Genomic DNA, 24,836 nt, shown 5'->3' on the forward strand with positions numbered 1-24,836 from the left:
CAGGTAGCCCAAGACGGGCAGCCTGGCTCTTGAGCCGACAATCCGGGCCACTGCTGGTGCGAATCCAGCCCTGTGACAGGGGCGGGTCACATGACCCGTCCCTTTTTGTCCTATTCGCCCCCTTTACAACGTAGATCCGGAGTTGGGGTGGCGCGCGGAGGTTGCGGGCGGGTGCTCGCCCCTGACGATCGCACGGCGACCTGTGCACACCCTCCTCACAAGGAAGCGCCCTCCCGTGGATGAGACGACGTGGTCCTGGCTGCTGCCCGCGGCCTCGCTGGCGGCCGCCATGATGGCCGGAGCCGCCCTGGTGTTCCCCTATGTCCGGTGGCTGCAGGGCTTTCGCGGCCCCCACCTGGCCTACCGCGCGGCCGGGCAGATCATCTTCGCCGCCGGATGCGCCGCCCTGGCCGTCCTGGGCGTCACCGGCCACCGCGAGCCCGCCTGGTACGGCGCCGCCGCCGCACTGGCGCTCGCCGGGACGATCGTGGCCCACGTGCTGACACTCCCCCGCCTCGGCCTGGTCCCGGAACCGTCCCGCGCCACCGCCACATCTGCCAGGCGGCCGCACCCGCGCCGGCTGGTGCGCGGCCAGCGCTTCGCCCAGCGGCAGAATGTCCGAGGCGCTGCCCACGACGTAGTCCTGGTCGAACCCTGCCGACGCCAACCCTGACCGCGGCACCCTCGCCGATCGCATCCCCTGCAGACCCCCGCCACCGCCCGCGACTCCTCCGATGGGCGGAGGCCACGTGTCCTGGGAAAAGGTTCCTAGCTTCCACGGGCGGGCCCCGGGTAGGCGTGAACACGCGCCGGGCCCTGGTCGGCGCGCGGCCCGCCAGAACAGCCCGGCGAGATGGCACCGTTCCGGTGGGCCGTCGCCGTAATCGAGCGGCGGCTGTCACCGAGGCCGGGAACAGCGGTTCGAGGAGGAGAACGTGAGCGTCACCCAGTACGCCGGGCTCGTGGACACCGACCCGCGGCACTTCCTGCCCAAGAACAAGTTCTACGCCAAGGCCACCCGTGGGGAGCTGACCGAGGAGCACCTCCGCCGGTTGGTGGCCGCCAAGTTCCAGGCGCTCGAGGCCGAGGTGGCAGGCCACGGGATGCTCGTGGTGCGCCATCGCGACCCCGCGCCCGCCAAGCTGTTCGCCTTCACGGTCTACTGGCTCGCGAGGTCGGGCGAACGGCTGCTCGAGGCCGCGCGAGCGCTCGGACTGACTGAGGAGGAGCTGGCCCAGACCGCCCCTGATCCCTCCATTCAGCCCTGGTACGACTTCCTGGCCTCGGTGGGCCTCCACGCGGGACCGGCCGAGGCCGCCCTCATGATCCGCACGGACTTCCTCACCTGGTCGGCGTTGTGCGGCGCGCTCAGCGACGCGCTGCGTGAGTCCAAGATCCCGGACGAGGTGCGCGACTATCTGGACGCCGAGCGGGACGTTCCCGGGGAGATCCTCGACGAGGCCCTGCGGGTCGTCGAGTACGGCGTGAGCCACGGCGAGGACAAGGAACGCATCGCCCGCAGCGCACGCCGCGTGCTCTCGGCGCAGGAGGCGGCCTGGGAGCACGCCAGTGAGACATGACCGGCACGCGTGGCTGGCCGGGCGCATGGGGAGCCACGGCCTGCCGGGCGGGCGGGACGCCGTCCTCTATCACCGGGCGATCACGCATCTGGACGGGCCCGCCGCGCGCTACGACGACGGCGGGCCACGCCAGCTGATGATGACGACCTACGACTACCTCGGCCTGCTCGGTCATCCGCTCCTCGCGGAACGGGCGAAGGAGGCCATCGACCGGTTCGGCACGGGCGCGCACGGCACCTGCGCCGGAGCCTCCACGCTCGGGCTCCAGCGACTGCTGGAGCGGAGGCTCGCCGAGTGGGCCGGCAGGGAGGACGCGCTGGTGTTCCCCTCGGGGTTCCAGGCGAACCAGTCGGCCATCCCCGCCATCGCGGGCAAGAGCGACTGGATCTTCTCCGACGAGTTCAACCATGCCAGCATCGTCCAGGGATGCCAGATCGCCCGGGCACGCGGAGCCGTGCTCCGGGTCTTCCGCCACAACGACGCGGCCGATCTGGCGCGGGCACTGCGGGAGGCCCCGGCCGAGTCGGTCAAGCTGGTCGTGAGCGACTCGGTGTTCAGCGTGGACGGCGACCTCCTGGATCTGCCGGCCTTCGCGCGGTCGTGCCGCGAGCACGACGCCTTCCTCTACCTCGACGAGGCCCACGGGCTGGGAGTCCTGGGGCCCCGAGGCCGCGGACTCCATGATCACTTCGCTCTCCCGTCCGGTGGCGCCGACTTCCTCATGGCCACCCTGAGCAAGACCCTGGCCTCCGTCGGCGGATTCGTCGCGGCCTCCGCGCCCCTGATCGACGCGCTGCGCCGAAGCGCCCGCGGCTATGTCTTCAGCGGTGCGCCTCCGGCCCCGGTCTGCGCCGCCGTACTCGCGGCCCTGGACGTCCTCGACGCGGAGGGGGCCGCGCGGCGGGACCTGCTCCGGCGCAATGTCGCCCACCTCAAGCGATGTCTGCGGAGCGAGGGCGTCGAGTTCCCCCCCGGTTGCGAGGCGGCCATCGTGCCCGTGCCGGTCGGCGACGAACGCCGGACCCTGGACATCGCGGAGTACTGCCGGGGGAGGGGCGTCATGGTGGTGCCCATGGTCTGGCCGATCTGTCCCCGGGGACAGGCTCGCCTTCGCCTCAACGTCACGGCGCATCACATCGAGCAGGACATCTCCACCGCGGTGGCCTGTGTCGCGGCGGCCCTCCGGGCCACGGCCCGCTGAGCCGGTCGCGTTCCGCCGTTGCCCGTCACCGTTCGTCCGCACGAGGCTCCGGCAGGGCCGCCGGCCGCTGCGGACGAGCGGTGACGTGCCGGGAACCGCCGGCCGAGGTCTCCATCCGGCCCAGGTAACGCAGGTCCCCGGCCTCGTCCCGCACCGCCAGGTCGCCGGTCAGATACCACCCATCGCCGACCGCCTCGGCGTGGGCGTCCGGCCGGTTCAGGTACCCGGCGAAGGCCTCGGGGCTCTCCATGGACACCGCGAGCTGGCCCGGTTCCCCGTCCGGGACGAGGTCGCCGGGCCCGGCGAAGGGCTCGGGCGTGATCAGGCGCACCCGGGAGAAGATCCCCGCCCGGCCCACGCCGCCCCGCTTCGTGAGGACGTCGGGCTCGACGGTGTGCGTGGAGATCTCCGTGCTGCCGAGATGGTCGAAGAAAACCTCGGGCTGAAGGGCGTCCGCGAGTTCCCGCGCCAGCTCCGGCGCCAGGACCGAGCCGGTGGACCCGAGCGTCCGCACGCTCGCCACTTCGCTCAGCCGCCCGGTGCCCAGCAGGGCCCGGTACGCCGGGGGCTCGAGGTAGAGCGTGCTCACCCGTTCCCTGGTGACCAATTCCAGCGACTCCCCGGCGTCGAACTCGGGCTGCGGCACCCAGGTGCCGCCGGTCAGCACGGACGCGAGCAGGGCGCGCAGGCCCACGTCGCGGTACAGCGGCACGGCCCCCAGCGTCGTCTCGCCGAACCCGTGCCGGGACTGGAGGAGGTGCGCGACGGTGGCCGCGTGCTCCGCCGCGTGAGTGCGCACCACTCCCTTCGGCCGCCCGGTGGTCCCGGCGGTGTAGAGGATGACACTCTCGTCCTGATCGCTCACTCGCGTGGCCAGCGCGCCGTCGGGCTGGCCCGCCGCGATCCGGTCGAGCGGTACGGCGCCGCGGGGCGTGTCCCCGTCCGGGCCGGCGTGCGCCCACCCGGGGCGTCCCGGCGGGAATTCCTCCAGTCCTCCGCCGGCCTCCCCGGAGGCCGGGCCGTCGGTCACCAGGAGCCGGGGGGCGCTGTCCCGGAGGCAGGCCGCGATCCCGGCCGCCCCGAGCCGGGGCGAGACCGGCACCGAGGTCGCTCCGATCTTCTGCAGGGCCAGGTGCAGGCCGGCCATGGGCACACCGCAGGCCATCATCAGGACCACCCGGTCGCCGGGGCGGACCCCCAGCAGGATCAGCGCCCGGGCGAGCCGGTTCGTGCGGGCGTCCCACTGCCCATAGCGCATCGGCTCCCGGCCGCCGGCCGCCCGCCGCCGGGGATCGCGTTCGGCGGTCACGGTCAGGACGCGGGAGAGGTTCGCCATCGCCGTTCCGAGGGGGTGCGCACGTGTTCCGCCGGTCAGAGGCCGGCATCGCGCCGGCGGGAGACCAGCGCCAGGGGACAGTGGACCCGGCTGATCAGATCGCGGTGTGTCCAGCGCGGGCCGGGGACGGCCTGCTCCTGGGGCGGAGTCAGGCCGACCACCAGGAGGTCGGCTCCGAGCGAGGCGCCGAGCAGAGCGGGCACGACGATGCCCTGCACGACGTCGGCGCGCAACCTCACGGCCGGGTACCGGCCCCTCCAGGGGGCCAGAACGCGCCGGATCGCGTGCCAGGCGTCCGCGAGCGGGGGCGCCGGCGCTTCGGAGCCGCTCCGCAGGAGGTGCGAGAGGGCCACGACGTGCAGGACGCGCAGCAGGGCGCCGTGGGCGGACGCCTCGCGGAACCCGTAGGCGAGCTCAGCGGAGCAGTCGCGGGCCGGATCGACCGCGACGACGATCTCGCGACAGGGATGAGCGGCCCGGCCGCGCACGATCACGACCGGGCAGTGCCCGCTCGCGCCCAGGCCCACCGAGCCGAGCACGAGGTCGGTCACCTTGCCGTGCCCTTCGTGTCCCACGACCACCTCGAAGGCGCGGACCGCCTCCTCCGCGAGCGTGGCCGCCGCCATGTCCGCCGAGAGGGCGCGGGACACCTCCAGGCCGGGAAAGGCGTCCCGGAGGCGGTCGAGCGTGCCGGCCAGGATCCGCTCGCCCGCCTGGTGGAGGAGGTCGTGCGGAGGGGGCATCACCCGCAGCCCGTGTTCGTAGCGCGCCACGTGCAGGGCGTGCACCACGCGCAACGGCCGGCCGTGGAGGCGGGCCTCCGCTGCCGCCCATTCCACCGCCGCCCACGCCGCCGCGGATCCGTCGGTGCCGGTGACGACCGGCCCGTCCACCCGCTCACCCCGCGAGAAGGATCTTGCCGAAGCGGCCGGGCCGCTCGGCGTGGGCGAGCGCCTGCCGGTGGTCGCCGAGCTCGTAGACGGCCTCCACCGGAGCCGGAGCGCCATCCGATTCCAGGCGCCGGAGCACGACGGCGGTCAGCTCGGAGCGCTCCCGAAGGGACAGGCGGCCGAGCCGCTCGGGGAGCCAGAACCCCTCGGCGCTGACCCCGCGGAAGATCAGGTCTGCGGGCTCGACCGGGACGGGATCGCCCGAGAGCAGGCCGTACACGATGAGCCTGCCGCCGGGCCTGAGGCATGTCATCAGTTCCTGGCCGAGTCGGCCGCCCACGGCGTCGAGTGCGACCGCGGCGCCCTCTCCGCGCGTCACCTCGCGTACGCGCTCCGCGAGGTCGCCCTCCGAGCGGTCCGCCACCTCCGCGCCGTGCTTCCGGAGTTCCTCCGCGTGGCGGCCGTCACGGACCACGCTGACACAGCGCACGCCGCGATCCCGCGCCTCCCGAAGGACCATGCGGGCCACGGCGGAGGCGCCCGCGGACTGGAGCAGCCAGTCCCCGGCCACGACGGCCGAGGCGCGCAGGAGCAGCAGCGCGGTGAACGGATTGATCATCATCTGGCAGGCCGCCTCATCGCTGACACCGGCCGGCAGCGGGACGACGTCGCGGGCCGGGACCACCGCGAACTCCTGCCAGGTCCCGAGCGCGTCCACCGCCACCCTCGTGCCGGCGGCCGCGTCGGCTCCCGGTCCGCAGCGATCGATGACGCCCGACGCCTCGAACCCCACCGGGGAGGGGAATGCGGCGCGCCGGCCGTACCGCCCCCGGACGAACAGCAGGTCCGCCGGGTTGATCGGGCGTAGCGTGATGCGCACGCGCACCTCTCCCGGACCGGGTTCGGGGTCGTCGAGGCGGTCGAGGCGCAGGACGTCGGCGGGTTCGCCGTATCGGTGAAAACGGAGTGCCCTCATGACCCTTCCTCGAGTGGCGGGCGCGCCGGCGGCATGACACGCGGCCGCCCGCGCGATTCGATCGAGCCGCCCCGATAATCAGGGACCAGTGTTTGATTCCCCTGGAAATCGCGTTCACCCCGAGACGAAAGTCCTAGGAATAAACGCCCTGGAATATCGCGCTCGCCGCCGAATAAAATTGATTCTCGCACCTCGCGAGCCTGAAGGAGCGGTCATGCGTGTCGGGATAGTGGGCGGCGGAATAGCCGGCCTGACGGTCGCCTGGCTGCTCGGGGAAGCCCACGAACCGGTGGTTTTCGAGGCCCGCTCCCGGATCGGGGGGAACATCCGCTCGATACACGTTCAGCTCGACGGGCACGAGGTCTCCCTCGAATTGGGGACCCAGGACATCTCCCCCGGCCTGTTCCCGGCGCACCGCCGCCTGCTCCGGGAGCTCGGATTCACCGCCCGGCAGTTCCGGCCCATCCCCTCCTCGCTCTCGATCTCCCGCGCCGACCGCCGCGCCTTCCTCGCCACCGCGCACGAGACGGACGGCGTCTGGGGGCGCCGGCCCGTCCTCGGCCCCGCCGCGCGGGCCCTGGATCTCTTCCTGGAGCAGGCCTCGAAATGGGAGGAGGAGGACGTCGACTGGACCGTCCCGCTGGCCGAGCTGGTCGAGCCCCTCCCCGTCCCCGCCCGCCTCAAGCGCAACGTGCTGTACGCGCGGACGGCCGCCCTGTTCTGCTGCTCCATCGACCAGGCCCGCGAGCTGTCGGCACGAGGAGCCGCCGCGTTCTATGTCGGCGGTTCGGGCGACCCCGGCTGGGACCAGCTCGCGCCGGGCCTGGAGGCCGCCGCCTGGGCGCTGGCCGCCGCCACCCCCCGGCTCACCCTGCGCGTGGGGACCGAGATCCGGCGGGTACGGCGAGAGCACGGGCTGTACGAGCTGACGGACTCGGGCGGGAGAACGCATCTGGTGGACCGGGTGGTGCTCGCCGTGCCGGCGTACGCCGCGCTGGCGATGCTGGAGTCGCTCGCCGGGAGCGGGCGCGTGCGGGACGTGCTGGCGGCGTTCCCGTACGTCGACACCTCGTACGCGCTCCACCTCGACCCGGTTTACATGCCCCGGGACCGCCGCCACTGGTCGACGTCGAACCTCATCGTCGACGGGGAGTGGTGCGAGAGCTGCGAGTGGTACCGGCCGGTCCACGGCCCGGACGTGTTCAAGAGTCTGGTCGCCCACCGCGCCGAGCCTCCCGGCGTATGCCTGTACCGGGCCGGCTTCAGGCATCTGTTCCTCTCCCCGGGCGCGGTGCGGGCGCAGCGCCGCCTGACGGCGTTCCAGGGCCGGGGCGGTCTCTATTTCGCGGGGAACCACTTCGACTGGGTGGCCAGCCAGGAGTCGGCGGTGACCACGGCACTGGGCGTCGTCCGCGACCTCGCCCCGGAGAGTCCCCGGCTCTCCCTGCTCGCTGCGGCGGCCGGTGGGCCGGGCTCCGGTGGTTCCCCTGTCCCATGACGCGCGTCCGGGGCCTCGCGGGGCCCGGGGTGGGCGGACGTCAGCGGCCGGTCATCGCCGTGTCAGGACGGGAGGGAATCGTCATTGGACACCCGCCCTCGACCAAGTGCGGAGGACGACGATGGCCAGGAGAGACGTGTCGGGATCGCCCGTCATCCCCGCGATCGATGTGGCGCGCGGCCGGACCACGAAGCCCGCCGGGATCGGCGGCCTCTCCGACCCGTCGGACCCCGTCGAGGTCGCCCTGCACCACCGCGGGCAGGGCGCGGAGCGGGTCTTGATGCGCATTCTCGACCCGTGGGAGGACCGGGATTCCTTCCTGCCTCTCCTACGCCGGATGGCCAACCTCGGCGTCCCGTTGTGGGTCACCGTCGACAACGGCGTGCCCGGATCGGCCGGGGACCTGGCCGAGCTGCTCGATCTCGGGGCCGAGGCCGTGGGAGTCTTCACGGCCTCGGCCGAGCGGCCCTCCATGCTCCATCACACGAGCGGACGCTTCGGCCGAGACCGGGTTCTCGGGGTGATGAAGGTCCGGCGCGCCGGCCAGGGGGGATGGAACGTCGCCACGAGGGGGGGCGGCACGCCGGTGGACGCCCGCGTGTGGGCGGCCATGCTGGCCGACCTCGGTGCCGGGCTGATCCTGCCCCACAGCCTCGACCGGGAGGGTACCGGCCGGGGCTTCGACCTGGAGCTGATCCAGGCGATGACGGAGGCGGTGGACGCGCGGGTGGCGGCCTCGGGCGGGTGCGGCACGCCACGGCACCTGGAAGCCGCCCTCGCCAGGGGCGCGGCGAACGTCCTCGTCAACAGGATGCTCCACGAGGGCGCCTGCTCCCTTGGGGAGGTCACGCGCCACGTCCGCGCCGGACACACCATCGCCGACTTTCCCGCGGGCCGCTGAACCGGGGGAGGGTCACGACATGAACGGTGGCGCCCGGGAGGCGGACCGGCCTGCTCCTGGATCCGCCCCCGCCCTGACCGACACCGTCTGCTGGAGCCGTCGTGACCTTCGATGACGCGTGGGATTTCGTGGCCGTCCCCCGGGTGTCCGACTTCGTCGTCTCACGGGAGTCGGACCGCCTGGTGGCATGCGTGGCCTCCCTGAGCCCGGAGCGTGACGCCTACCTCCCGGCGCTATGGGAGCACGTGCCCGAGTCGCGGACGTGGCGCCGCCTCACGCCGCCGCGGTTCCTTGCCCACTCGCCCGCGTTCCTGCCCGACGGCTCGCTGGTCTGCCTGGGCACCCGATACGAACTGGAACACGACTCGGTCACCACGGCCGGGCCGTACGCGCTGTGGCTGCTGCCCGCCGACGGTTCGCCGCCCCGGCAGGTCATGGCGTGGCCGACGGGGATCAGCCGGGTCTACGCCGCCGAGCGCTCGGGGGACGTCCGGGTCGCGGTACGGCTGATGCCGGGTGCGTCCGGCTACGAGGACGAGGAGCGCCTGCGGGCCGAGCGCAAGCGGGCCGGGCTGGTCGGCGCGCTGCTGTACGACCGGTTCCCGGTCCGCGTCTGGGGGCGGGAATTCAGCCCGGCGAGACTGCGGATCATGGCCGCCGGCCGGATGACGCGAGAGGGCACCTGGATTCCCGATCAGCGCGATCTGCTGCCCCGGGTTGACGGGCACGTGGGAGAGGACGTCGTGCCGGCGCCCGGAGGCGGCCGGCTCGTCGTCCCGACGCGCGTGGACGAGCCCCGCGGCGCGCAGCGGTGGGCGCTGATGGTCGCCGATGACCGGACGGGCGAGGCCGAGACCATCGCGGACGAGGCCGGCTCGGACTTCCACTCGCCCGCGATCAGTGACGACGGCGGGATGGTCGTCTGTGTCCGCCGCACGGTGGAGACCCGGCACACCCTCCCCGAGGTGCGGCTCTGGCTCATTGACCTGGAGACGGGGAAGACCCAGGATCTGACACCCGGCTTCCCCCTGTGGCCCCGGAACCCGGTGTTCTCCCCCGACGCCGAGTCGGTGTACTTCGTGGCCGACGAGCGCGGCCGCGCGCCGGTCTTCCGGGTCCGCGTCGCCACGGGGGAGATCACCCGGATCATGGACTCGGGAGCCGGCGGCACGCTCCGGCCGGGCCGGGGCGGGCTGTACGCTCTCCACTCGGCCCTCGACAGTCCGCCGGCGCCCGTCCGGCTGGACCTGGCCGAGGTGGATCAGGAACCGGAGTTCCTCCGGGTACCCGGCACGACGCCCCGGTTGCCGGGCACTCTGACCGAGATCGAGGCGGCCGGCCGGGACGAGGCCCGGCTGCGGGCCTGGCTCGTCCTCCCGGGAGGCGCGCCATCCGCCGCCCCCCTGGTGGTCTGGCTCCACGGCGGCCCGTTGGCCTCCTGGAACGAGTGGTCCTGGGTGGCCAATCCCTGGCTGCTGGCGGCCGAGGGATACGCCGTGTTGCTCCCCGACCCCGCGCTCTCGACCGGTTACGGCCCCGCCTTCATACAGCGGGGCTGGGCGTCATGGGGCGAGGCGCCGTACGACGACGTCATGGCGCTGGCCGACGCGGCGTGCCGCCGCCCGGACATCGACGGGGACCGGTGCGCGGTGATCGGCAACTCCTTCGGCGGCTACCTCGCGAACGTGATCGCCACCCGCACCCGCCGGTTCAGGGCCATCGTCAGCGGGGCGAGCGTCTGGCACCTGGAGTCCTTCCTCGCGACGACCGATGAGCCGTGGGCGTGGTCGCGGCAGTGGGGCGATGTGAACCGGTCCCCGGCCGACCGGCGGAACGTGTGTGCGCACTCGCCGCACCGGCGGGCGGATCGTCTGCGCACCCCCATGCTGGTCGTCCACGGCGACGAGGACTACCGCGTGCCGATCAGCCAGAGCCTGCACCTGTGGTGGGACCTCATGCGCAACGACGTCGACGCCAAGCTGCTCTATTTCCCGCAGGAGGACCACAGCGTGCTGACCCCGGCGCTGGCCCGGCTCTGGCATGAGGTGGTCCACGCCTTCCTGGAGCATCACGTCAGGGGAAACCGATGGAACCGCCCGAGACTGTTGTGAAGGCGAACGGGCGCCCCCGCACGCCGGCGCCCGGGAGAGACGGACCGAGCGAACCGGCGGCCATGATCATGGAAGGGCTGGCGGCCTCGTCGCCGGCCCTTCCCGAGGCCGCCGCGCCGCCCGGCCGGGAAACCCGTCCCGCGATCTGCTGTGGCCGTCACGCCGAGGTGCTGACCCAGGCGCACGACGCCATCAGGGTGGTGGGCGACAGCCTCCGGGTCCAGCAACGGCTGCTCGCCCTGCTGAACGCCGCCTGCGAGGAGATCAGGGCGGAGTGCTCGCCCGACCCGCTCCCGGGCGGCCGCCGGGAGGACGCCGGTCACCCGGCGGCGAGGTATGGGCTGACCGGTCGGGAGCGGCGCGTGCTGGAGCTCGTCGCCGCCGGCCTGACCAACCGGAAGATAGCCAGGCTGCTGCGGATCTCGGAGAAGACCGTGCGCAACCACCTGCACGCCGTGTTCGCCAAGCTCGGCGTCCGCAGCCGTACCGAGGCCGCCCTGGTCGCGGTGCGGGAGAACCTGCTGAACGGATGAGGGGCGGTCCCGCCCGGGTCAGGACCGGGGCTCGCGCGCGGGGGCGAGGAATCCGGATTCGATGAGGTACTCCAGGTACAGGTCGAGCAGGGCCGCGTCGACGGGCGGGCAGGCAGGCCCGGCCGCGCCGAGTGCCCGGGCGATGTTGTCCCGGTCGAGGATTGGCATGTTCCCCGGCAGGTGCGCCTCGAACACCGAGATCTGCGTGTGCTCCGGCCGTTCGGTGAACATGGGGAGATACCCGGCCAGCGGCAGGTCCGGATTCCGTCGGGCCGCCTCCGCCATCGCGCGCGTCCACTCGTCGTACGGCAGCTCGCGCACCGCGTAACCGAGCGCCCGCAGCCGCGCCAGGAGCAGTGAGAGCGGCGCGGGAGCGGGGTTGGAGAGGTGGTAGGCGTGGCCGCGCGGAGGCTCGCGGAGGACCAGATGCGCCAGGGCCTCGGCGGCGCAGTCCACGGGCACGAGGTCCAGGGTCATCGGCACGGCGGGCGCCAGGCCCGTCTCGGCGATCGTCTTGAACAGGGCGGTCATCATCGTCGCGGTGTTCTGCACCCCGCGGTCGCGGGTACCGGTGATCTCGGCGGGCCGGTAGACGCTGACCGGCAGCCCGCGGGCCGCCGCCTGCCGGAGCAGGCTCTCGGCCACCCACTTGGTCTCCGCGTATCCCTGTGCCAGGATCGCCGGGTCGCCCAGCGGGTCGTCCTCCCTCGCGCGCCGCACCCCGGTCGTGCCCAGCCCGGCCAGCACGTCCACGGACGAGACGTAGTGGACGGGCATGGGGTCCCCCAGGGCGGCCAGACGGATCAGTTCGCGCACGCTGCCGACGTTGACCGGGGCGAGCCTGCGATAGGGGTACAGGAAGTTGACATGGGCGCCGTTGTGCAAGACGGCGTCCGCACGGGAGGTCAGTTCCGCGAACCGTTCCTCGCCGAGCCCCAGCGCCGGCTCGCGCAGGTCGGCCGCCACGGCGGTGACCCGCTCCCCGAGGCCGCCCGCCGGCAGGTCGTAGCGGCGCAGCGCCTCCGCGATCCGCTCCAGGGCGGCGTCCGCGTCGCGCGCCCTGACGGGGCAGATCAGCCGGACGTCCGCGGCGTCCAGGAAGCGGCGGACCAGGAAGGCGCCGAGGAAGCCGGTCGCGCCGGTGAGCAGGACGGTCCGCGGACGCTCCGGGAGTTCGGCGGAGGGCGCGCCGAACCGCAGGTCCGGGGCGAGCTCGGCCTCCTTCCGGAAGTCCACCGGTTCGTCGTCGCCCCCCGAGCGCCCCTGGCGCGCCTCGTCGACCAGGGCCGCGAAGTCCGACAGGACGGGCCGGTCGAGCAGCATGCGGACGAGCGTCCTGTCCGGCACGCCCTCCAGGTCGCCGAACGCGGCGCGCAGGCCGGCGACCACCCGCATGACCTGAAGTGACTGCCCGCCCAGTTCGAAGAAGTCATCGTCACGGCCGATCCGGTCCAAGCCCAGCAGGCCGGTCCAGAGGCGGGCCACCACCCGCTCGGTTCCGTCGCGGGGAGGTTCGGCGTCCTGCCCCCCGTCCTCCAGGGCGTCGGCGGTGACCGCCCGGGTGTCGACCTTCCCGGTACGGCCGAGGGGCAGCCGTTCGAGGATCGCGAACCGGGACGGGATCATGAACCCCGGGAGGCGGTCCTGGAGGAAGCGGCGCAGGCGCCAGGCGAACGGGCGGCGGTCCTCCTTCGCGACCTGCCCCTCAGGGGCGGCCATGAGCACGAGGGACCTGTCGCCGTCCTCCCCCTCGTCCACGGCCACTTTGGCGTCGTCCACGTCGGGGTGGGCGACGGCCGCGGCCTCCACCTCCGCCGGCTCCACCCGGTAACCGCGGATCTGGACCTGGCGGTCCTCCCGCCCCAGGAACTCAAGGACCCCGTCCGGCCGCCACAGTCCCAGATCACCGGTCTTGTACATGCGCGCACCGGCCGCCCCGGCGAACGGGTCCGGCATGAACCGCTCCGCCGTGCGCTCGTCGTCGCCGAGGTAGCCCAGGGCGACGCCGTCGCCGCCGACGTAGAGTTCGCCCTCCTCCCCGGGGTCGCACGGGGTGCGGTCCTCGCGCAGGACGTAGCACGTGGAGTTGGCGATGGGCCTGCCGATGGGCACGGTGCGCGCGTCCTGGGGCAGCTCGGTCAGGCGGTGGGTGGTGGAGAAGGTGGAGTTCTCGCTCGGCCCGTAGCCGCTCATGAGGTGTTCAGGGGGCTCGGCGGCGAGGACGGCGCGCATGCACTCAGGGTTGATGGTGTCCCCGCCCGCGATGAGGTATCGCAGCCTCCGGAACATGCCGGGCCGATCGAACCCCATCTGGTGGAACAGGCCGGTGGTGAGCCACATGATCGTCGCACCGCTCCGGTCGATCTCCCGGGCGAGCTCCGCGGGGGCCAGCAGCGCCTCGGGCGGTGGGAGCACGAGATGGGCTCCGCGCAGGTGCGCGCCGAAGATCTCGAAGCAGGAGACGTCGAAGGACGGGCTGGTGGTCGCCAGGAACACGTCGCCGGGACGGATGTCGATGTAGTCGGCGTTGATGATGAGGCGGACCGGGCCGCGGTGCGGCACCGCCACGGCCTTCGGCGTCCCCGTCGATCCCGAGGTGAAGATGACGTAGGCCTTGTCGGTGGCGCGGGCGAGCGGCGTGTCCACCGCGGGCCCGGGCGGGGGCTCGTCCTCCACGGTCAGGACCTCTCGTCCCGCCACACGATCACGCCATCGGTCCCGGGTGATGAGGCAGCGCACCTCCACGCGGTCGGCCATCTCCTGGAGCCGGCCGTCCGGCAGATCGGGGTCGAGGGGCACGTACGAGCCGCCCGCCTTGAGCACCGCCCAGATACCGATCATGACTTCGGGGGAACGCTCCAGGAGCAGCCCTACGGGCGCCCCTTCGCGCAGGTCGAAGTCCCGCCGCAGGACGCGGGCGAAGGCGTCCGCGCGACCGGACAGCTCGCGGTAGGTCAGCGTCGCCCCGCCGCCGGACACCGCGGGGGCCTCCGGGGTCCGCCGGACCTGGGCTTCGAACAGCTCAGGCAGCAACGCGTCCCGGGGGTAGGGCCTCGCGGTGTCGTTCCACTTCCTCAGGTGCTCGGGGATGTCCGGGTCCATGGGTCACCGCCTCTGCCGCCGGATGGGGATGAACGCCGGGGGCGCGACTCAGTCGGTCCCGGCGGCGGCTCGCCAGAACAGGCCGATGTGCTCGTGCAGGAGGCGTGCGCGCGCCACCGCGACCGCCGGATCGTCCCCGTGGCCGACCCCGTGATCGACCACGCCGAGAGCGCTGCGCAGCATCTCCTCGGACTCACCGCCTCCGTAGTAGTCGAGGAACTCCTCCGGGACCTTGAGATCGGACCCGCGCAGGTGCTCGACCAGCACGCGGCAGTCGGGGAAGTAGGTCGACAGGTCGGTGTGCAGGCAGAGGGCGTTGTCCGCCTGAGTGCCGTGGAGCGCCAGCCAGGAGATGTAGCCGGCGAAGGCCTGTGTCGCGGGCCCCTGGGGCCACCGGTAGAAGCGCTCCTCGGGTATCCCGAGAGCCGCCCCGCACTCGCGCAGCTTGGGGTGCGCGTCGTAGACGAGACGCGCGACCTCGATGTAGAAGCCCGCGGTCGGGCTGTGCGGGAAGCGCGACATGATCAGGCCGTAGCTCGACAGCTCGGCCACATGGCACTGGAGCTCGACCGCCACGAGCCGGCGCAGGTGCTCCAATTCGAGCCTGCCCTCGCGTGCCAGAGAAAGCAGTTCGTTCCCGATCGGCGATTCGGCGTCAAGCCCGGCCAGTTCCTCGACCATGGCCCTGGCACGCCCGTGCCGCACGTCACCGGCCTTCGTCATCGTCCCGCCCTTCTCTCATCGCCGTTGGTGTCCGTCGCCCAGTTGGACGGATCCGGGACGGCGGCACGCCAGTACTGCTCGACGCACTCCTCCATGATCCGGCCGGTGTTGAGAGCCCGGCCCGGATCGTCACCCGCGTCGAGTCCCTTCTGCGCGAAGGCCAGCGCCCGCCCGCACAGCTCTGTGGGTATCCCCGCCTCGAAGTACTCGACGAATTCCTGCGGTACACCGGGCTCGGCCGCCCTTAGCCGCTCGGCTACCTCCAGACTGCCCAGCTGGTATCGGTTCAGGTCCGCGTAGATCGTCATGCCGATCTCGGCCCGGTTGTGGTGCAGGGCGACCCAACACATCATCGAGGGGTAGGCGAAGGCCGCGGTGCTCCACGGTGCCTGCAGGAGCTGTTCCTCGGACAGTCCGACCGCCCGCGCCATCGCGGCCTGGCGTGTGCGCGCCCCCATTGCCATGTCGCCCAGGTCGAGGAAGACGTCATCCGGGTGCCGGAGCCGCGCCAGCGGATAGGCCGTGAGCTCGGCCTGCGCCGCCCACGCCTCCAGGCGCAGCACCCGCCGCAGATCGTCCCGGGTCACGCGGCCCGCCTTGAGGTGATCGGCGAATGGATTGCCGAGAGGACGCCTTGCGCGCAGAGCGTCGAGTGCCTCGGCGACCTGCCTCGCCGTGGAGCCCGCTGTGATCGTGGGACCGTGTTCAGCCATCGCTGGTCTCCGCGCCTGCTCCCCGGGTGTCCGGATCCTGTTTTTCTTGATCGGCTTCTACCCTTGCCGCCCTGGCGGAACCTGGTATCAATGGCCTAGGTGTTCTGCCCGGACCGCGCACCGGTGCGACCCGCCGTCAATCGGCCTGCATGCGCCTCAGGATCGATCGCATGCACCGTTCCAGGGCGGGCGAGGGGGATAGCCCCGCCTCCACGGCGAGGCGGAGGCGCGCCGACTGGTAGACCTCGAGCGCGTCGGCCGTGCGTCCCGCCCGGTCAAGCGCGACCATGAGCTGTGCGTAGAGGCGTTCCTCGAGAGGGTGTTCGTGGACGAGCTCCTCAAGTTCGGGAATGATCTCCTGGTGCCGGCTCAGGTTGAGATCGATCTCGACCAGGCGCGTCAAGGTCAGGGTACGCTCGCGGGTCAGACGGGAGGACTCGCCGTCGCGGATGGGCCCGGGAGGGACGTCCTGCAGTGCTGGGCCACGCCAGATCTTGAGGGATTCGCGGTAGCAGTCTGCGGCCGTCTTCGGATCGCCGGCCTTGAGCCGCTCGGCGCGATCCCGGAGTTCACGGAATCGATCGACGTCGACCGCCCCCCTCGGGACGTCCAGCCGGTATCCCGGATATCGAGTGTGCAGGCGCACCCGCCCGTCGGCGCAGAAGATCCGGCGCAGCCGCGAGACCTGGGCATGCAGGGCATTCTCGACCCGTGCGGGCGGGCTGTCGTGCCACAGCTCGGTCACCAGGTCCTCTGTCGAGACGATGCGGCCACGCCTGATCAGCAAGGCCGCCAGCAGGCTCCGCTTCATCCGTCCGGATACCGGCGAAAAATCATCTCCGCACACCCGGACCTCGAGCGGTCCCAGGATGCGGAACACGAACTCAGCCTCCTCTTTTATCAATAGATCACCCTCACCGTAAATCTTACCGTATTGACGTAGAGCGAATTGTAAGGCATTTCAAACAGATCGTCATCTTCTCTAGTCAAATATCCTTTTGGAGCTCCTGCCTGCCGCCTCCCGGGCACCTTGGGGAACCAGCCTCTCCTGCGACGCTTGCGCACTTCGAGTTCGAGGCGGGTTCGGCGGCGGCAGGCAAGCTAATTTCCCGCCGACAGACGGAAACGCATAATCCCTGCAAATAGAGGTCGGATATCTTTCCGTCCGATTCTCGCCGGACCCGGCTACGGAGCAGTGGCACGTGAGCGGGGGAGGCCGGCGACCACGCCTCCGGCCTCCCCCGCCAACGCGGGCCCGCGGAGTCTCGCTCCGCGGCACCACCTCACTCTTCGACTGTGGTCACCGCCTAGCCCTTGTCCTTGGCCTCGGTCGCCTCGAAGGTGTCCTTGGCCTTGCCCTTGCCCTTGTCCTTGGCCTCGGCCTCGGCCTTGTCGGTGGTACCGGTCGTCTCGAAGGTGTCCTTGGCCTCGGTCGTCTTGAAGGCGTCCTTGTCCTTGGCCTCGGTCGCCTCGAAGGTCTCCTTGGCCTTGTCCTTGGCCTCGGCCTTGTCGGTGGCCTCTGTGGTCTTGAACGTGTCCTTGTCCTTCTTGGGGTCGGTCATCGTGTCCTCCTTTCGTCGGGTGTCACAGGACGTCTCGGTCGTCCACGCCGGCGAGGGCCTCGCGCAGATGGCGGGTCGCCTCGGCCACGGAATGGCTGCCGTTGTGGAGCATCTTGTTCGTGAGCACGTACGTCGCCCCCGCCGCGAGCCCTTCGACGAGGTGGTCCAGGGTTCCGCAGCCGCCGGACGCGACGACCGGGACCGAGACCGCCCCGGTCATCGCGCGGACCAGGTCCAGGTCGTAACCCCGCCCCGTGCCCTCCTGGTCCAGGCTGTTGGGCAGGATGCAGCCGGCTCCCAGGTCGGCGAGCATCGCCGCCCACGTGCACGCGTCCAGGGGGGTCTCGGTCTCGCCGCCTTCGACCACCACGTTCCACCGGTCCCCGGCCCGCCGCACGTTCATCACGCCGACGACCCGGCCCGCCCCGAAGCGGCGGCTCGTGTCGTGTAGCACCGACGGGCGTTCGACCGACGTGGTGCTGATGCCCACCGCGGCGGCCCCGAGGTCCAGCAGCAGCGCCAGATCGTCCACCGACCTCGCCACCCCGTTGTGCACGGTGACCCACAAGGGAGCACCGAGTTCGGCCGCCCGGCGAACGATGGGCAGGAACGTGGCGGCGTCCTCCCAGGGGTCGAGGATGTCCAGGAAGATGCCCTCGGCGCCCTGTTCCCGGTACCGGGCGGCGACCTCGACCGGGTCGGACGGATCGTCGAGCCCGCTGATCCCGGACGGTTCGGTGGTCCGGCCCCCGGCGACGTCTATCGTCGGAATGACGGGCGACAGCCCGCTGTTCCCGCTGGTCATTCGGCCCTCCACGCTGCCTCGCCGTACCATGTCCCCTCTTACTCCCCAGGCCCGCTGACGCGGTGATGACGGCGCGCTGACTTTCCTCCACCCCGACGGGGCATCGCCCTCATCGTCTGGCTGGGCGGGGCGGGGCGGGACGGAGGAGCGGGATGGCGTGCGTTCGCCAGGCGAGCCTGACCTTGGCGCGGTAGGTGGTCCGGCGCCCAGGCCAGGGCGACGCGCACCCTCAGAGCGGTTCCCGTCCCGGTGACCGTGACGGTCCTTGCGGTGACCGCGGCGGTTGATGTCGCGCCAGGAACCGGCGCCTGGCTCGCGCAGCGCCCGGACGCGCGCCCCCGCAGGGGAAGACGTAGCCGCCGAAGCCCTTGATATGCGCCGAGCGGGCCCCGTCGAGGTCGCGGACCAGCCCAGGCCGTCCGGCATGGCGGTACCGTCCACGGTGAACGCGGGCGTTCCGGTGGCGCTGAGGTTACGGAGATCCACGGCGGTCTCGACCGTGGTCCCATCGGAGCAGGGATGTCCGCGCCGAGGCAGACGACCGCGTCGTCCAGGCAGAACCAGGACTTTGCGGGCCCCGGTGCATGCTGGCCTAGCCGGCGAGATGCTGGCCGAGGACGCTGTGCCGTCCGTCGGTGGCGCCGCCTGCCCAGGTCGTGGCCGGGCGTGGCTTCCCGAGCTCGCCGCCCTGCCCGTCAGCGAGGATCTTGCGAGACCGTGACAACGGGAAGCCGGTAAGGGTCGGCGGTGGGCCAGCACCCGTCGGAGTACTGGCCATTGCCGAACGTCGAGCCCCACCAGTAGGTCATGCCGTCGTTGGCGTGCCAGCCGCGCGGGTTCTCGCCGTTGCCGTACTCGTAGTAGCTGGTCCGGGCCGCGCACATGCTCCCGGCGGGCGGGCGATCACCCCGGACGGCGGGCACCCCCGCCCCGGCCGGTGTTCTTGAGCAGCAGGGCGGCGAGGTGGAGGCCCGCCCCCGCGGCGGCGATGACGACGTAGGGCGCGGTGATCGCGTCGAAGTAGCGGGCCAGGGTGACCGGGTAGCTGGCGGTGACCATGTTGCCGTACTCGTCAAACGTCTCCAGGTACTGCGCGGGCCGGATCCGGTCGTTCCAGTGGTCCAGGAGGAGCCGCGACCCCTGGTGGGTGATGAGCGCGATGCTTTCCCCGTCCAGGCCGTGGTGGCCGAGCAGGCCGGTGACGAGTGCGGGCAGCCCGTCCTTCAGGACGCCGCCCAGGACCTCGGGACCGGTCTCGGGGTCCATGGCGTAGGTGGGGATCGGCACGCCTGAGGGGTCACGGGGCAGCCCGGACCAGCCCGGCGCGGTGCGGTCCCGGATCGTCAGCGTCATGGACTCGAAGTACCGCGCGTCGGTGTGGCAGGCGTAGTCGACGACGGCCAGGCCCGCCCCGGGCCCGACGACCGCCGCGCCCGCGCCGTCCCCGATCGCGACGGCGTGGGGCCGGGTGTAGTCGACGTGGCGGCTCCAGTTCGAGCCGGTGACCACCAGGGCGTGCCCGCAGGTCCCGGCCCTGACCGCCTCCGCCGCCAGGAACACGCCGAGCGGGAAGTTGCTGTACTCGCTGTTGATGGGGACGACCACGGCCTCCGGGCGCAGCCCGAGCGCCGAGTGCAGCAGGTAGAGGCCGTTCGGCGCCATGTAGTCGGACACGGAGACGTAGCCGTAGAGCCGGTCGATCCGGTTCGGGGTCACCTTCGCCGCGGCCATGGCCGTACGGCAGGCGTCGAGCATGAACGACTCGATCGACTCGTGATCGGCGAGGACGCGCCGCCTACCGGCCCCGGTGATCATCTCCTGCTCGCCGCCCGCCGGGCCCTCCGGATCGACCTGGCGGTACATCGGGTCATCGGTGTCCTTCTCCTGGTCCGGGACCGCGTGGCCGCAGCCCAGGACAGCGGGGGTCACGAGCCTGCCCGGCTCACCCATCCTTCAGCACCTCCGATCGCCGGCGCAGGGCCCACGGGACCTCGCTCCCGTCGACGCGTGCGTCTATCAGCCAGGGCTCCCGCCGTTCCAGCGCCGTCGTGAGCGCGTCGTCGAACTCCGCCGCGGTGGAGACGGTGACGGCCCGGGCCCCGAGTCCTCGCGCGATGGCGGCCGCGTCCAGGGCCCGGCTGTACATCGATCCGGGTGTGTTCCCGAAGAGCATCTCCTGGATGTTGGCGACCATGGCGTTGCCCTGGTTGTTCAGCACGATCCAGATGACGGGTACCCCGCGCTCGGCGGCGGTGTGGATCTCCATCCCGCCCATCGCGAACGCGGCGTCGCCGGCCAGTGCCACCACCGGACGGTCGGGCCTGGCCAGCTTGGCGCCGATGGAGGCGGGGATCGAGTACCCCATGCACCCGACGTTCATGGAGCAGTAGACCTCCGCGCGCGGGCCGCAGCGGTAGTGCTCGCCGGCCCAGCACAGCGCGTTTCCCGCGTCGAGGAACAGCAGCGCGTCCCCGGGGAGCAGCGCGTCCAGGCGCGCGGCCACAGTGGACCCGAGCAGGGCGGAGGCGTCCCCGTCCGGATCGCCGTTTCGCGCCGCGCGTCCAGCCGGGCGTACGGCCGGGCGGCCGGCGGTGGTGGGAGCCCGCGCGGGCAGCGCGTCGAGCAGATCCCTGAGCGCGGAGCGCACGTCGGCGGCGATCGGGTGGTCGACGGGATAGGTGCGGCCCAGTTGCAGGGGGTCGGCGTCGATCTGGGCGACCACCCGGTCCTCCGTCAGCCCCGGATCCCACCCGGCCGTCGAGACCTCGCCCAGGCTGCTGCCGAGGACGAGGATGAGGTCCACCTCGGCGGCCAGGACCGCCTCGTGGGTCTCCGGGGTGCCGCCGTAGTTGCCGAACACGCCGAGCGACAGCGGGTGGTCTTCCGGGAAGACGCCCTTGGCCTTGATCGTCGTGGTCACCGGGATCGCGCGGAGCTCGGCGAGCGCGAGGATCTCGGGGCCTGCCCGAGCGATCTTGGCGCCCTGCCCGGCGAAGATGATCGGCCGCCGCGCCTGTTCGATCGCTTCTGCCAGCGCGCGGATCTCGGACCGTGCCGCAGCCCGCGGAGCGGGAGCCGGGACGAGACGTCCCGGCCCGTCCGGCTCGGGCCCGTCCAGCACGTCGGCGGGCAGTCCGAGGTAGACCGCGCCGGGCAGCCCGGCGGTCGCGGTCCGGATGGCCCGGGGCAGGAGCGCCGGAAGCTGATCGGGCGAGGTGATGAGCGCCGCGAGCCGGCACGCCGACCCGAAGATCTGGACGGCGTCGATGCTCCAGTTCCCGCCGCTCGCGTCCTGGAGCCCGCCCTGCCCGAACCGGCCGGTCGGGACCTGGCCGCCGAGGACGAGCACCGGGGCCCAGTCGCTCGTGGCGGATGCGGCCGCGGTCAGCGCGTGCGTCGTCCCTGGCCCCGCCGTGACGCACGCCACACCCAGTTCGCCGGTGGCCTGCGCGTGCCCCTCGGCCATGAACACCGCGCCCTCTTCGTGCTTCGCCAGCACGAAGTCGAGGTCGGCGCGCCGGTCAAGAACGTTGAGCAGTGTCAGCATCGGGCCGCCGGGCACGCCGAATATCCGGCTCACACCGGCCGCGACGAGCCGGTCCAGCAGGAAGTGCGCCGCCGTTCTCGTCCCGGTCATCCCTCACCCCCGGCCAGGTGGGCCTTCGATGCCAAGCTATGACGGCCGCCTGATCCACGTCGGCCATATTCCCGTGCGGCGGGCGAGCGGCGACGAATCCGGGGCTCGGCGATCCCGTCCGGCGCGAGGCCGAGATCGCGTACGCCCCAGGCCGGGGTCACCCGAGCGCCCGCCTATCCGAGGACCGCGGCGCTCCAGTACCGGCCCACGCTCTCCTCCATGAGACGGCCGACCTTGAACGCGCGGACCGGGTCGTCACCGCGGTCGATCCCCTGCTGGGCGAAGGCCAGCACGCTCTCGCACAGCCCCGGGGGCGCCGCCTCGGAGTAGTAGCCGGTGATCTCCGCGGGGACGTCGAGATCGTTCTGGCGCAGGGCGCGGGAGATCTCGTTGGCACCCGTGTAGTACCTGTCGATGTCCGCGTAGATCGCGATGGCGAACTCGGCCTGGCTGAAGTGGAGCGCCGACCAGCACAGGAAGGCCGGGTAGGAGAACCAGTCGGGGGTCGAGGGCATGCGCGAGAGCTGTCCCGCGTCCAGTCCCACGGTGGCGCCCATCCCGGGCAGCCGGGATCGGGCGCTGTGGGCCATCTTGTTCAGTGCGATGAACACCGGGTGCCGATGGCGGAACCCGCCGAGGGTGTAGGACGTGATCTCCGCCGTGACCGCGTCCATCTCCAGTTGCAGCAGCCGCCGTACGTGGTCGAGCGTCAGCGTCCCGGACTCGCACGTGTCCAGGAAGGCATTGGAGATGGGTCGCTTCTCCCGCAGTTCGACCAAGGCCTTCACGATGTCCGGCGCGCTGCCGACAGCGATCTCCGAGTTGGTCATGGTCCCTCCTCCGGGAGCGTGTGTGCGCGGTCCCGCGCCCCGGCCCGCCGCGCTGGAGGGCGGTGCGAACGACCCCTGGTCTCGCGTTCCGGCGTGCCCGCCGACTATCTGCGGAAACTGGTACGAAAATCCTGGTACATCCCTCTCCGCCGGGACGCCGGAGGCGTGCGCAAGGCGGATGTCAGGCCACCGTCAGCGGCGCGTCAGAGACGGGGGGACAGTACCGCCATCGCCATCGGAACCCGGCGTGATCCGCAGCGGCGGCGAGGAGGACGACGTGCGCGTGGGAATCATTGGAGCCGGCATCAGCGGCCTGGTGACGGCCTGGCTGCTCGACGGGCACCACGAGGTGCTCGTCCTGGAGGAGCGGGAGCGCGTCGGCGGGAACCTCCGCTCGGTCTCGGTACGGCTGCCCGCCGGTGAGCTGAACGTCGATCTGGGGGTGCACAGCTTCTCCCGGGGCCTCTTCCCCGCCCACACGCGGCTGCTGGAGCTCCTCGGCCTGGTCGGGGACCACGTCGCCGAAGTCCCCATGTCCCTGACTCTCCGCCGCGCGGGGACATCGGACCCCCTGCTGGTCACGCCGCACAGCCGTGACGCCGACGCCCCCGGCCGCCAGGTGCTCGGGCCCGCGTGGGAGGCCGTCGGCGCGATGCTCGAGCGGGGCGCGAAGTGGCGGGAGGAGGGCTTGAGCTGGGGCGAGCCGTACGCGTCACTGGTCGAGCCGCTGCCCGTCCCAGAGACGATCAAGCGGGATGTCCTCTACGCCTGGCCCGCGGCGTTGTTCTCCTGCTCCCTGGACCAGATGCGTGAGATGTCGGCCCGTGCGGTGCTGGAGTTCTACTTGGAGCCCGCGGAGCCGCCCCCCGGCGAGGCCGTCCGATGGCAGAACCTGCGCGGCGGCGCCGAGTCACTGGCCTGGGCGCTGGCGGCGGGCGCGAAGACCACCGACGTCCGCACGAACGCGGGACCGGAGCGGCTCCGCAGAGCGGGCGAGGGCTTCGAACTGGATGACCGCGCGGGTGGCCGGCACCGGGTGGACCACCTGGTGTTCGCCACTCCTCCCGACATCACGCGGGAACTGCTGGCCCAGCTTGCCGGGACCGAGTCGCTCCGCGAGGCCCTGAGCGCGTTCACGTACGCCCCGATCGTCGTCGGAGCCCACACCGACGCCTCCTGGATGCCGCCCAGGCGGGAGCAGTGGTCGACGGACAACGTGCTCGTGACGGAGGACGCGGCGGTCAGCACGAGGTGGTGCGGCCCCGCCCACGGCCTGCGCGTCTTCACCACGCGGCTGCCGGCCGGCCCCCTCCCCATGCGGGGGGTGCTCGCGCAGTCGTCCTTCCGGCAGATGCGTCCCACGCCCGCCGCGATGCTGGCCCGGGACCGCCTGACGCGCTTCCAGGGGGCCGGGAACGTGCACCTCGCGGGTGCCTACACACAGGGAGTGGACAGCCAGGAGAACGCCGTCCGCTCGGGGATCCGCGCCGCCGCGGACCTCGTGCCCGCGGACTCACCCCGCCTGACTGGGTTGACCGCGTGAACGTCCCGGCGGATGAGCGCGCGCCGGGCGCGCCCGGCGGTGGAGGAGCCATGGATCAGGAGGCCCGGACGGGGCGGGCGCCGATCGTGCCCTGCCTGGAAGTGCGCGGGGGGAGGACGATCGAGCCGTCGGGCATCCCGGGGCTGAGCGATCCCCGCGACCCGGTCGAAATCACCGAGACGTACCGCCGTCAGGGCGCGGCGGCCGTCATCCTCGACATCGCCTACGACGGAGACGAGCACGGGCGGCTCTTGCGCATCCTCCCGCGCCTGGCCGCGGCCGCCCCGCGGCTCTGGGTCACGTTCGCCGACGGGCGCGCCCCTTCCGCCGCCGCGGCGGAGGCGATCCTCGCGGCCGGTGCCGAGGCCATCGGCTTCGGCACGACGGCCGTGGAGGATCCGCCCTTCGTCCGCGAGCTGGCCGCGCGGCACGGCTCCGAGCGGATCCTCGGGACACTGGACGTGCGCCGGGCCGGTCCGGGGCGGTGGGACGTGGTCACTCACGGAGGGGCGCGAAGCAGTGGCCTGGACGCCGTCTCCTGGGCCGGGGTCCTCGCCGGGCTGGGCGCCGGCACGCTCCTGCCCAACAGTCTCGACGGCGAGGAGGCCGGCGCGGGTTACGACCTGCCCCTCTACCGCGCCATCGCCGGTGTCGTGGACCTCCCGCTGATCGCCTCAGGCGGCGGTGCGAGACCGGAGCATCTGTGCGAGGGCCTGAAGCAGCCCAACGTCCGGTTCGCGGTGGTCAACAAGGCCACCCACACCGGCGCGATGTCCATCGCCCAGGCCCACGCCTACCTCCGCGACCGGGGTCTCGGCTAACCGGGGAGGCCGGCACCGGGACCCGTACGGGCCACTCAACCTAAGGTGCCATCTGCAATAATGGACGAGTCCTA

22 protein-coding genes are annotated in these 24,836 nt (G+C 72.3%); 9 read left to right on the plus strand and 13 right to left on the minus strand.

What is annotated here, in order from left to right; translation table 11 throughout:
• The first annotated feature begins 235 nt into the window (after nt 1–235).
• The 3 genes from D5H75_RS33260 to D5H75_RS33270 all read left to right on the plus strand — a co-directional run bounded on the left by D5H75_RS33260 (nt 236) and on the right by D5H75_RS33270 (nt 2,781).
• The gene (locus tag D5H75_RS33260; RefSeq protein WP_119930552.1) at nt 236–673 is read left to right on the plus strand and encodes a hypothetical protein; all 438 of its coding nucleotides are present in this window, start codon (nt 236–238) and stop codon (nt 671–673) included.
• A 262-nt stretch (nt 674–935) separates the two neighbouring features.
• Entirely contained in the window at nt 936–1,580 is a 645-nt protein-coding gene (locus D5H75_RS33265) for a TenA family protein (RefSeq protein ID WP_119930553.1), read from the plus strand.
• Nucleotides 1,570–2,781 (plus strand): aminotransferase class I/II-fold pyridoxal phosphate-dependent enzyme, encoded by a 1,212-nt coding sequence (locus tag D5H75_RS33270; protein WP_147425364.1) that lies wholly within the window; start codon nt 1,570–1,572, stop codon nt 2,779–2,781. The genes D5H75_RS33265 and D5H75_RS33270 overlap by 11 nt, the downstream gene beginning before the upstream one ends.
• A gap of 25 nt (nt 2,782–2,806) precedes the next feature.
• Here the strand turns inward: D5H75_RS33270 and D5H75_RS33275 are convergent, their stop codons facing one another.
• From D5H75_RS33275 to D5H75_RS33285, 3 genes are read right to left on the minus strand one after another with little or no spacing between them, the layout of a single operon-like run.
• Nucleotides 2,807–4,117 carry a class I adenylate-forming enzyme family protein gene (locus D5H75_RS33275; protein WP_119930555.1) on the minus strand — a complete coding sequence of 437 codons (1,311 nt, stop codon included), beginning with the start codon at nt 4,115–4,117 and terminating at the stop codon, nt 2,807–2,809.
• A 35-nt stretch (nt 4,118–4,152) separates the two neighbouring features.
• The gene (locus D5H75_RS33280) at nt 4,153–5,010 is read right to left on the minus strand and encodes a universal stress protein (protein ID WP_202638743.1); all 858 of its coding nucleotides are present in this window, start codon (nt 5,008–5,010) and stop codon (nt 4,153–4,155) included.
• Between the two features lie 4 nt (nt 5,011–5,014).
• Entirely contained in the window at nt 5,015–5,983 is a 969-nt protein-coding gene (locus D5H75_RS33285; RefSeq protein ID WP_119930557.1) for a zinc-dependent alcohol dehydrogenase family protein, read from the minus strand.
• A 214-nt stretch (nt 5,984–6,197) separates the two neighbouring features.
• Between D5H75_RS33285 and D5H75_RS33290 the strand changes: the two genes are divergently transcribed.
• The 4 genes from D5H75_RS33290 to D5H75_RS33305 all read left to right on the plus strand — a co-directional run bounded on the left by D5H75_RS33290 (nt 6,198) and on the right by D5H75_RS33305 (nt 11,026).
• Complete coding sequence (locus D5H75_RS33290; RefSeq protein WP_119930558.1) at nt 6,198–7,481, plus strand: FAD-dependent oxidoreductase; 1,284 nt, start codon at nt 6,198–6,200, stop codon at nt 7,479–7,481.
• A gap of 121 nt (nt 7,482–7,602) precedes the next feature.
• Nucleotides 7,603–8,382 carry a HisA/HisF-related TIM barrel protein gene (locus D5H75_RS33295; RefSeq protein WP_147425365.1) on the plus strand — a complete coding sequence of 260 codons (780 nt, stop codon included), beginning with the start codon at nt 7,603–7,605 and terminating at the stop codon, nt 8,380–8,382.
• A gap of 101 nt (nt 8,383–8,483) precedes the next feature.
• The gene (locus D5H75_RS33300) at nt 8,484–10,493 is read left to right on the plus strand and encodes a S9 family peptidase (RefSeq protein WP_119930560.1); all 2,010 of its coding nucleotides are present in this window, start codon (nt 8,484–8,486) and stop codon (nt 10,491–10,493) included.
• 62 nt (nt 10,494–10,555) lie between these two features.
• Nucleotides 10,556–11,026: a response regulator transcription factor gene (locus D5H75_RS33305; protein WP_242454663.1), complete on the plus strand. Its 471-nt coding sequence runs from the start codon at nt 10,556–10,558 to the stop codon at nt 11,024–11,026.
• Nucleotides 11,027–11,044: 18 nt separating this feature from the next.
• Here the strand turns inward: D5H75_RS33305 and D5H75_RS33310 are convergent, their stop codons facing one another.
• The 10 genes from D5H75_RS33310 to D5H75_RS33355 form a co-directional block, all read right to left on the minus strand.
• Entirely contained in the window at nt 11,045–14,128 is a 3,084-nt protein-coding gene (locus D5H75_RS33310) for an amino acid adenylation domain-containing protein (RefSeq protein WP_119930561.1), read from the minus strand.
• A gap of 48 nt (nt 14,129–14,176) precedes the next feature.
• Complete coding sequence (locus tag D5H75_RS33315) at nt 14,177–14,851, minus strand: hypothetical protein (protein ID WP_119930562.1); 675 nt, start codon at nt 14,849–14,851, stop codon at nt 14,177–14,179.
• On the minus strand, nt 14,848–15,564 hold the full coding sequence (locus tag D5H75_RS33320; protein WP_119930563.1) for a hypothetical protein: 717 nt from the start codon (nt 15,562–15,564) through the stop codon (nt 14,848–14,850). The genes D5H75_RS33315 and D5H75_RS33320 overlap by 4 nt, the downstream gene beginning before the upstream one ends.
• A 136-nt stretch (nt 15,565–15,700) precedes the next feature.
• The gene (locus D5H75_RS33325; protein WP_147425366.1) at nt 15,701–16,444 is read right to left on the minus strand and encodes an AfsR/SARP family transcriptional regulator; all 744 of its coding nucleotides are present in this window, start codon (nt 16,442–16,444) and stop codon (nt 15,701–15,703) included.
• Nucleotides 16,445–16,871: 427 nt separating this feature from the next.
• Complete coding sequence (locus tag D5H75_RS33330; RefSeq protein WP_202638745.1) at nt 16,872–17,126, minus strand: hypothetical protein; 255 nt, start codon at nt 17,124–17,126, stop codon at nt 16,872–16,874.
• Between the two features lie 22 nt (nt 17,127–17,148).
• The gene (locus D5H75_RS33335; RefSeq protein WP_202638746.1) at nt 17,149–17,931 is read right to left on the minus strand and encodes a HisA/HisF-related TIM barrel protein; all 783 of its coding nucleotides are present in this window, start codon (nt 17,929–17,931) and stop codon (nt 17,149–17,151) included.
• 695 nt (nt 17,932–18,626) lie between these two features.
• Nucleotides 18,627–18,815: a polysaccharide lyase family 8 super-sandwich domain-containing protein gene (locus D5H75_RS44700; RefSeq protein WP_202638747.1), complete on the minus strand. Its 189-nt coding sequence runs from the start codon at nt 18,813–18,815 to the stop codon at nt 18,627–18,629.
• 19 nt (nt 18,816–18,834) lie between these two features.
• Nucleotides 18,835–19,881, minus strand: a complete 1,047-nt coding sequence (locus tag D5H75_RS33345) for a 3-oxoacyl-[acyl-carrier-protein] synthase III C-terminal domain-containing protein (protein WP_119930565.1) — start codon at nt 19,879–19,881, stop codon at nt 18,835–18,837.
• Nucleotides 19,874–21,568: a thiamine pyrophosphate-binding protein gene (locus tag D5H75_RS33350; RefSeq protein ID WP_119930566.1), complete on the minus strand. Its 1,695-nt coding sequence runs from the start codon at nt 21,566–21,568 to the stop codon at nt 19,874–19,876. Before D5H75_RS33350 ends, D5H75_RS33345 begins: the two co-directional genes overlap by 8 nt.
• A gap of 173 nt (nt 21,569–21,741) precedes the next feature.
• Nucleotides 21,742–22,398, minus strand: coding sequence for a hypothetical protein (locus D5H75_RS33355; protein WP_202638748.1), 657 nt, complete (start codon nt 22,396–22,398; stop codon nt 21,742–21,744).
• Nucleotides 22,399–22,645: 247 nt separating this feature from the next.
• On the opposite strand from D5H75_RS33355, the gene D5H75_RS33360 reads away from it, so the two are divergent.
• Together D5H75_RS33360 and D5H75_RS33365 are read left to right on the plus strand one after the other, a co-directional pair.
• The gene (locus tag D5H75_RS33360; RefSeq protein ID WP_206781975.1) at nt 22,646–23,941 is read left to right on the plus strand and encodes an FAD-dependent oxidoreductase; all 1,296 of its coding nucleotides are present in this window, start codon (nt 22,646–22,648) and stop codon (nt 23,939–23,941) included.
• Between the two features lie 50 nt (nt 23,942–23,991).
• Nucleotides 23,992–24,762, plus strand: coding sequence for a HisA/HisF-related TIM barrel protein (locus D5H75_RS33365; protein WP_119930569.1), 771 nt, complete (start codon nt 23,992–23,994; stop codon nt 24,760–24,762).
• Nucleotides 24,763–24,836: the final 74 nt, after the last annotated feature.

It is taken from the genome of Bailinhaonella thermotolerans, assembly GCF_003594875.1.
Taxonomy (GTDB): domain Bacteria; phylum Actinomycetota; class Actinomycetes; order Streptosporangiales; family Streptosporangiaceae; genus Bailinhaonella; species Bailinhaonella thermotolerans.

What these genes read in the sequence shown, in the direction of transcription:
- D5H75_RS33345 (WP_119930565.1), bottom strand. Translation starts at nt 19,881, where the DNA reads ATGGGTGAGCCGGGCAGGCTCGTGACCCCCGCTGTCCTGGGCTGCGGC.
- D5H75_RS33275 (WP_119930555.1), bottom strand. Translation starts at nt 4,117, where the DNA reads ATGGCGAACCTCTCCCGCGTCCTGACCGTGACCGCCGAACGCGATCCC.
- D5H75_RS33365 (WP_119930569.1), top strand. Translation starts at nt 23,992, where the DNA reads ATGGATCAGGAGGCCCGGACGGGGCGGGCGCCGATCGTGCCCTGCCTG.
- D5H75_RS44700 (WP_202638747.1), bottom strand. Translation starts at nt 18,815, where the DNA reads ATGTGCGCGGCCCGGACCAGCTACTACGAGTACGGCAACGGCGAGAAC.
- D5H75_RS33290 (WP_119930558.1), top strand. Translation starts at nt 6,198, where the DNA reads ATGCGTGTCGGGATAGTGGGCGGCGGAATAGCCGGCCTGACGGTCGCC.
- D5H75_RS33330 (WP_202638745.1), bottom strand. Translation starts at nt 17,126, where the DNA reads ATGACCGACCCCAAGAAGGACAAGGACACGTTCAAGACCACAGAGGCC.
- D5H75_RS33335 (WP_202638746.1), bottom strand. Translation starts at nt 17,931, where the DNA reads ATGACCAGCGGGAACAGCGGGCTGTCGCCCGTCATTCCGACGATAGAC.
- D5H75_RS33350 (WP_119930566.1), bottom strand. Translation starts at nt 21,568, where the DNA reads ATGACCGGGACGAGAACGGCGGCGCACTTCCTGCTGGACCGGCTCGTC.
- D5H75_RS33355 (WP_202638748.1), bottom strand. Translation starts at nt 22,398, where the DNA reads ATGACCAACTCGGAGATCGCTGTCGGCAGCGCGCCGGACATCGTGAAG.
- D5H75_RS33320 (WP_119930563.1), bottom strand. Translation starts at nt 15,564, where the DNA reads ATGGCTGAACACGGTCCCACGATCACAGCGGGCTCCACGGCGAGGCAG.
- D5H75_RS33305 (WP_242454663.1), top strand. Translation starts at nt 10,556, where the DNA reads ATGATCATGGAAGGGCTGGCGGCCTCGTCGCCGGCCCTTCCCGAGGCC.
- D5H75_RS33295 (WP_147425365.1), top strand. Translation starts at nt 7,603, where the DNA reads ATGGCCAGGAGAGACGTGTCGGGATCGCCCGTCATCCCCGCGATCGAT.
- D5H75_RS33310 (WP_119930561.1), bottom strand. Translation starts at nt 14,128, where the DNA reads ATGGACCCGGACATCCCCGAGCACCTGAGGAAGTGGAACGACACCGCG.
- D5H75_RS33315 (WP_119930562.1), bottom strand. Translation starts at nt 14,851, where the DNA reads ATGACGAAGGCCGGTGACGTGCGGCACGGGCGTGCCAGGGCCATGGTC.
- D5H75_RS33285 (WP_119930557.1), bottom strand. Translation starts at nt 5,983, where the DNA reads ATGAGGGCACTCCGTTTTCACCGATACGGCGAACCCGCCGACGTCCTG.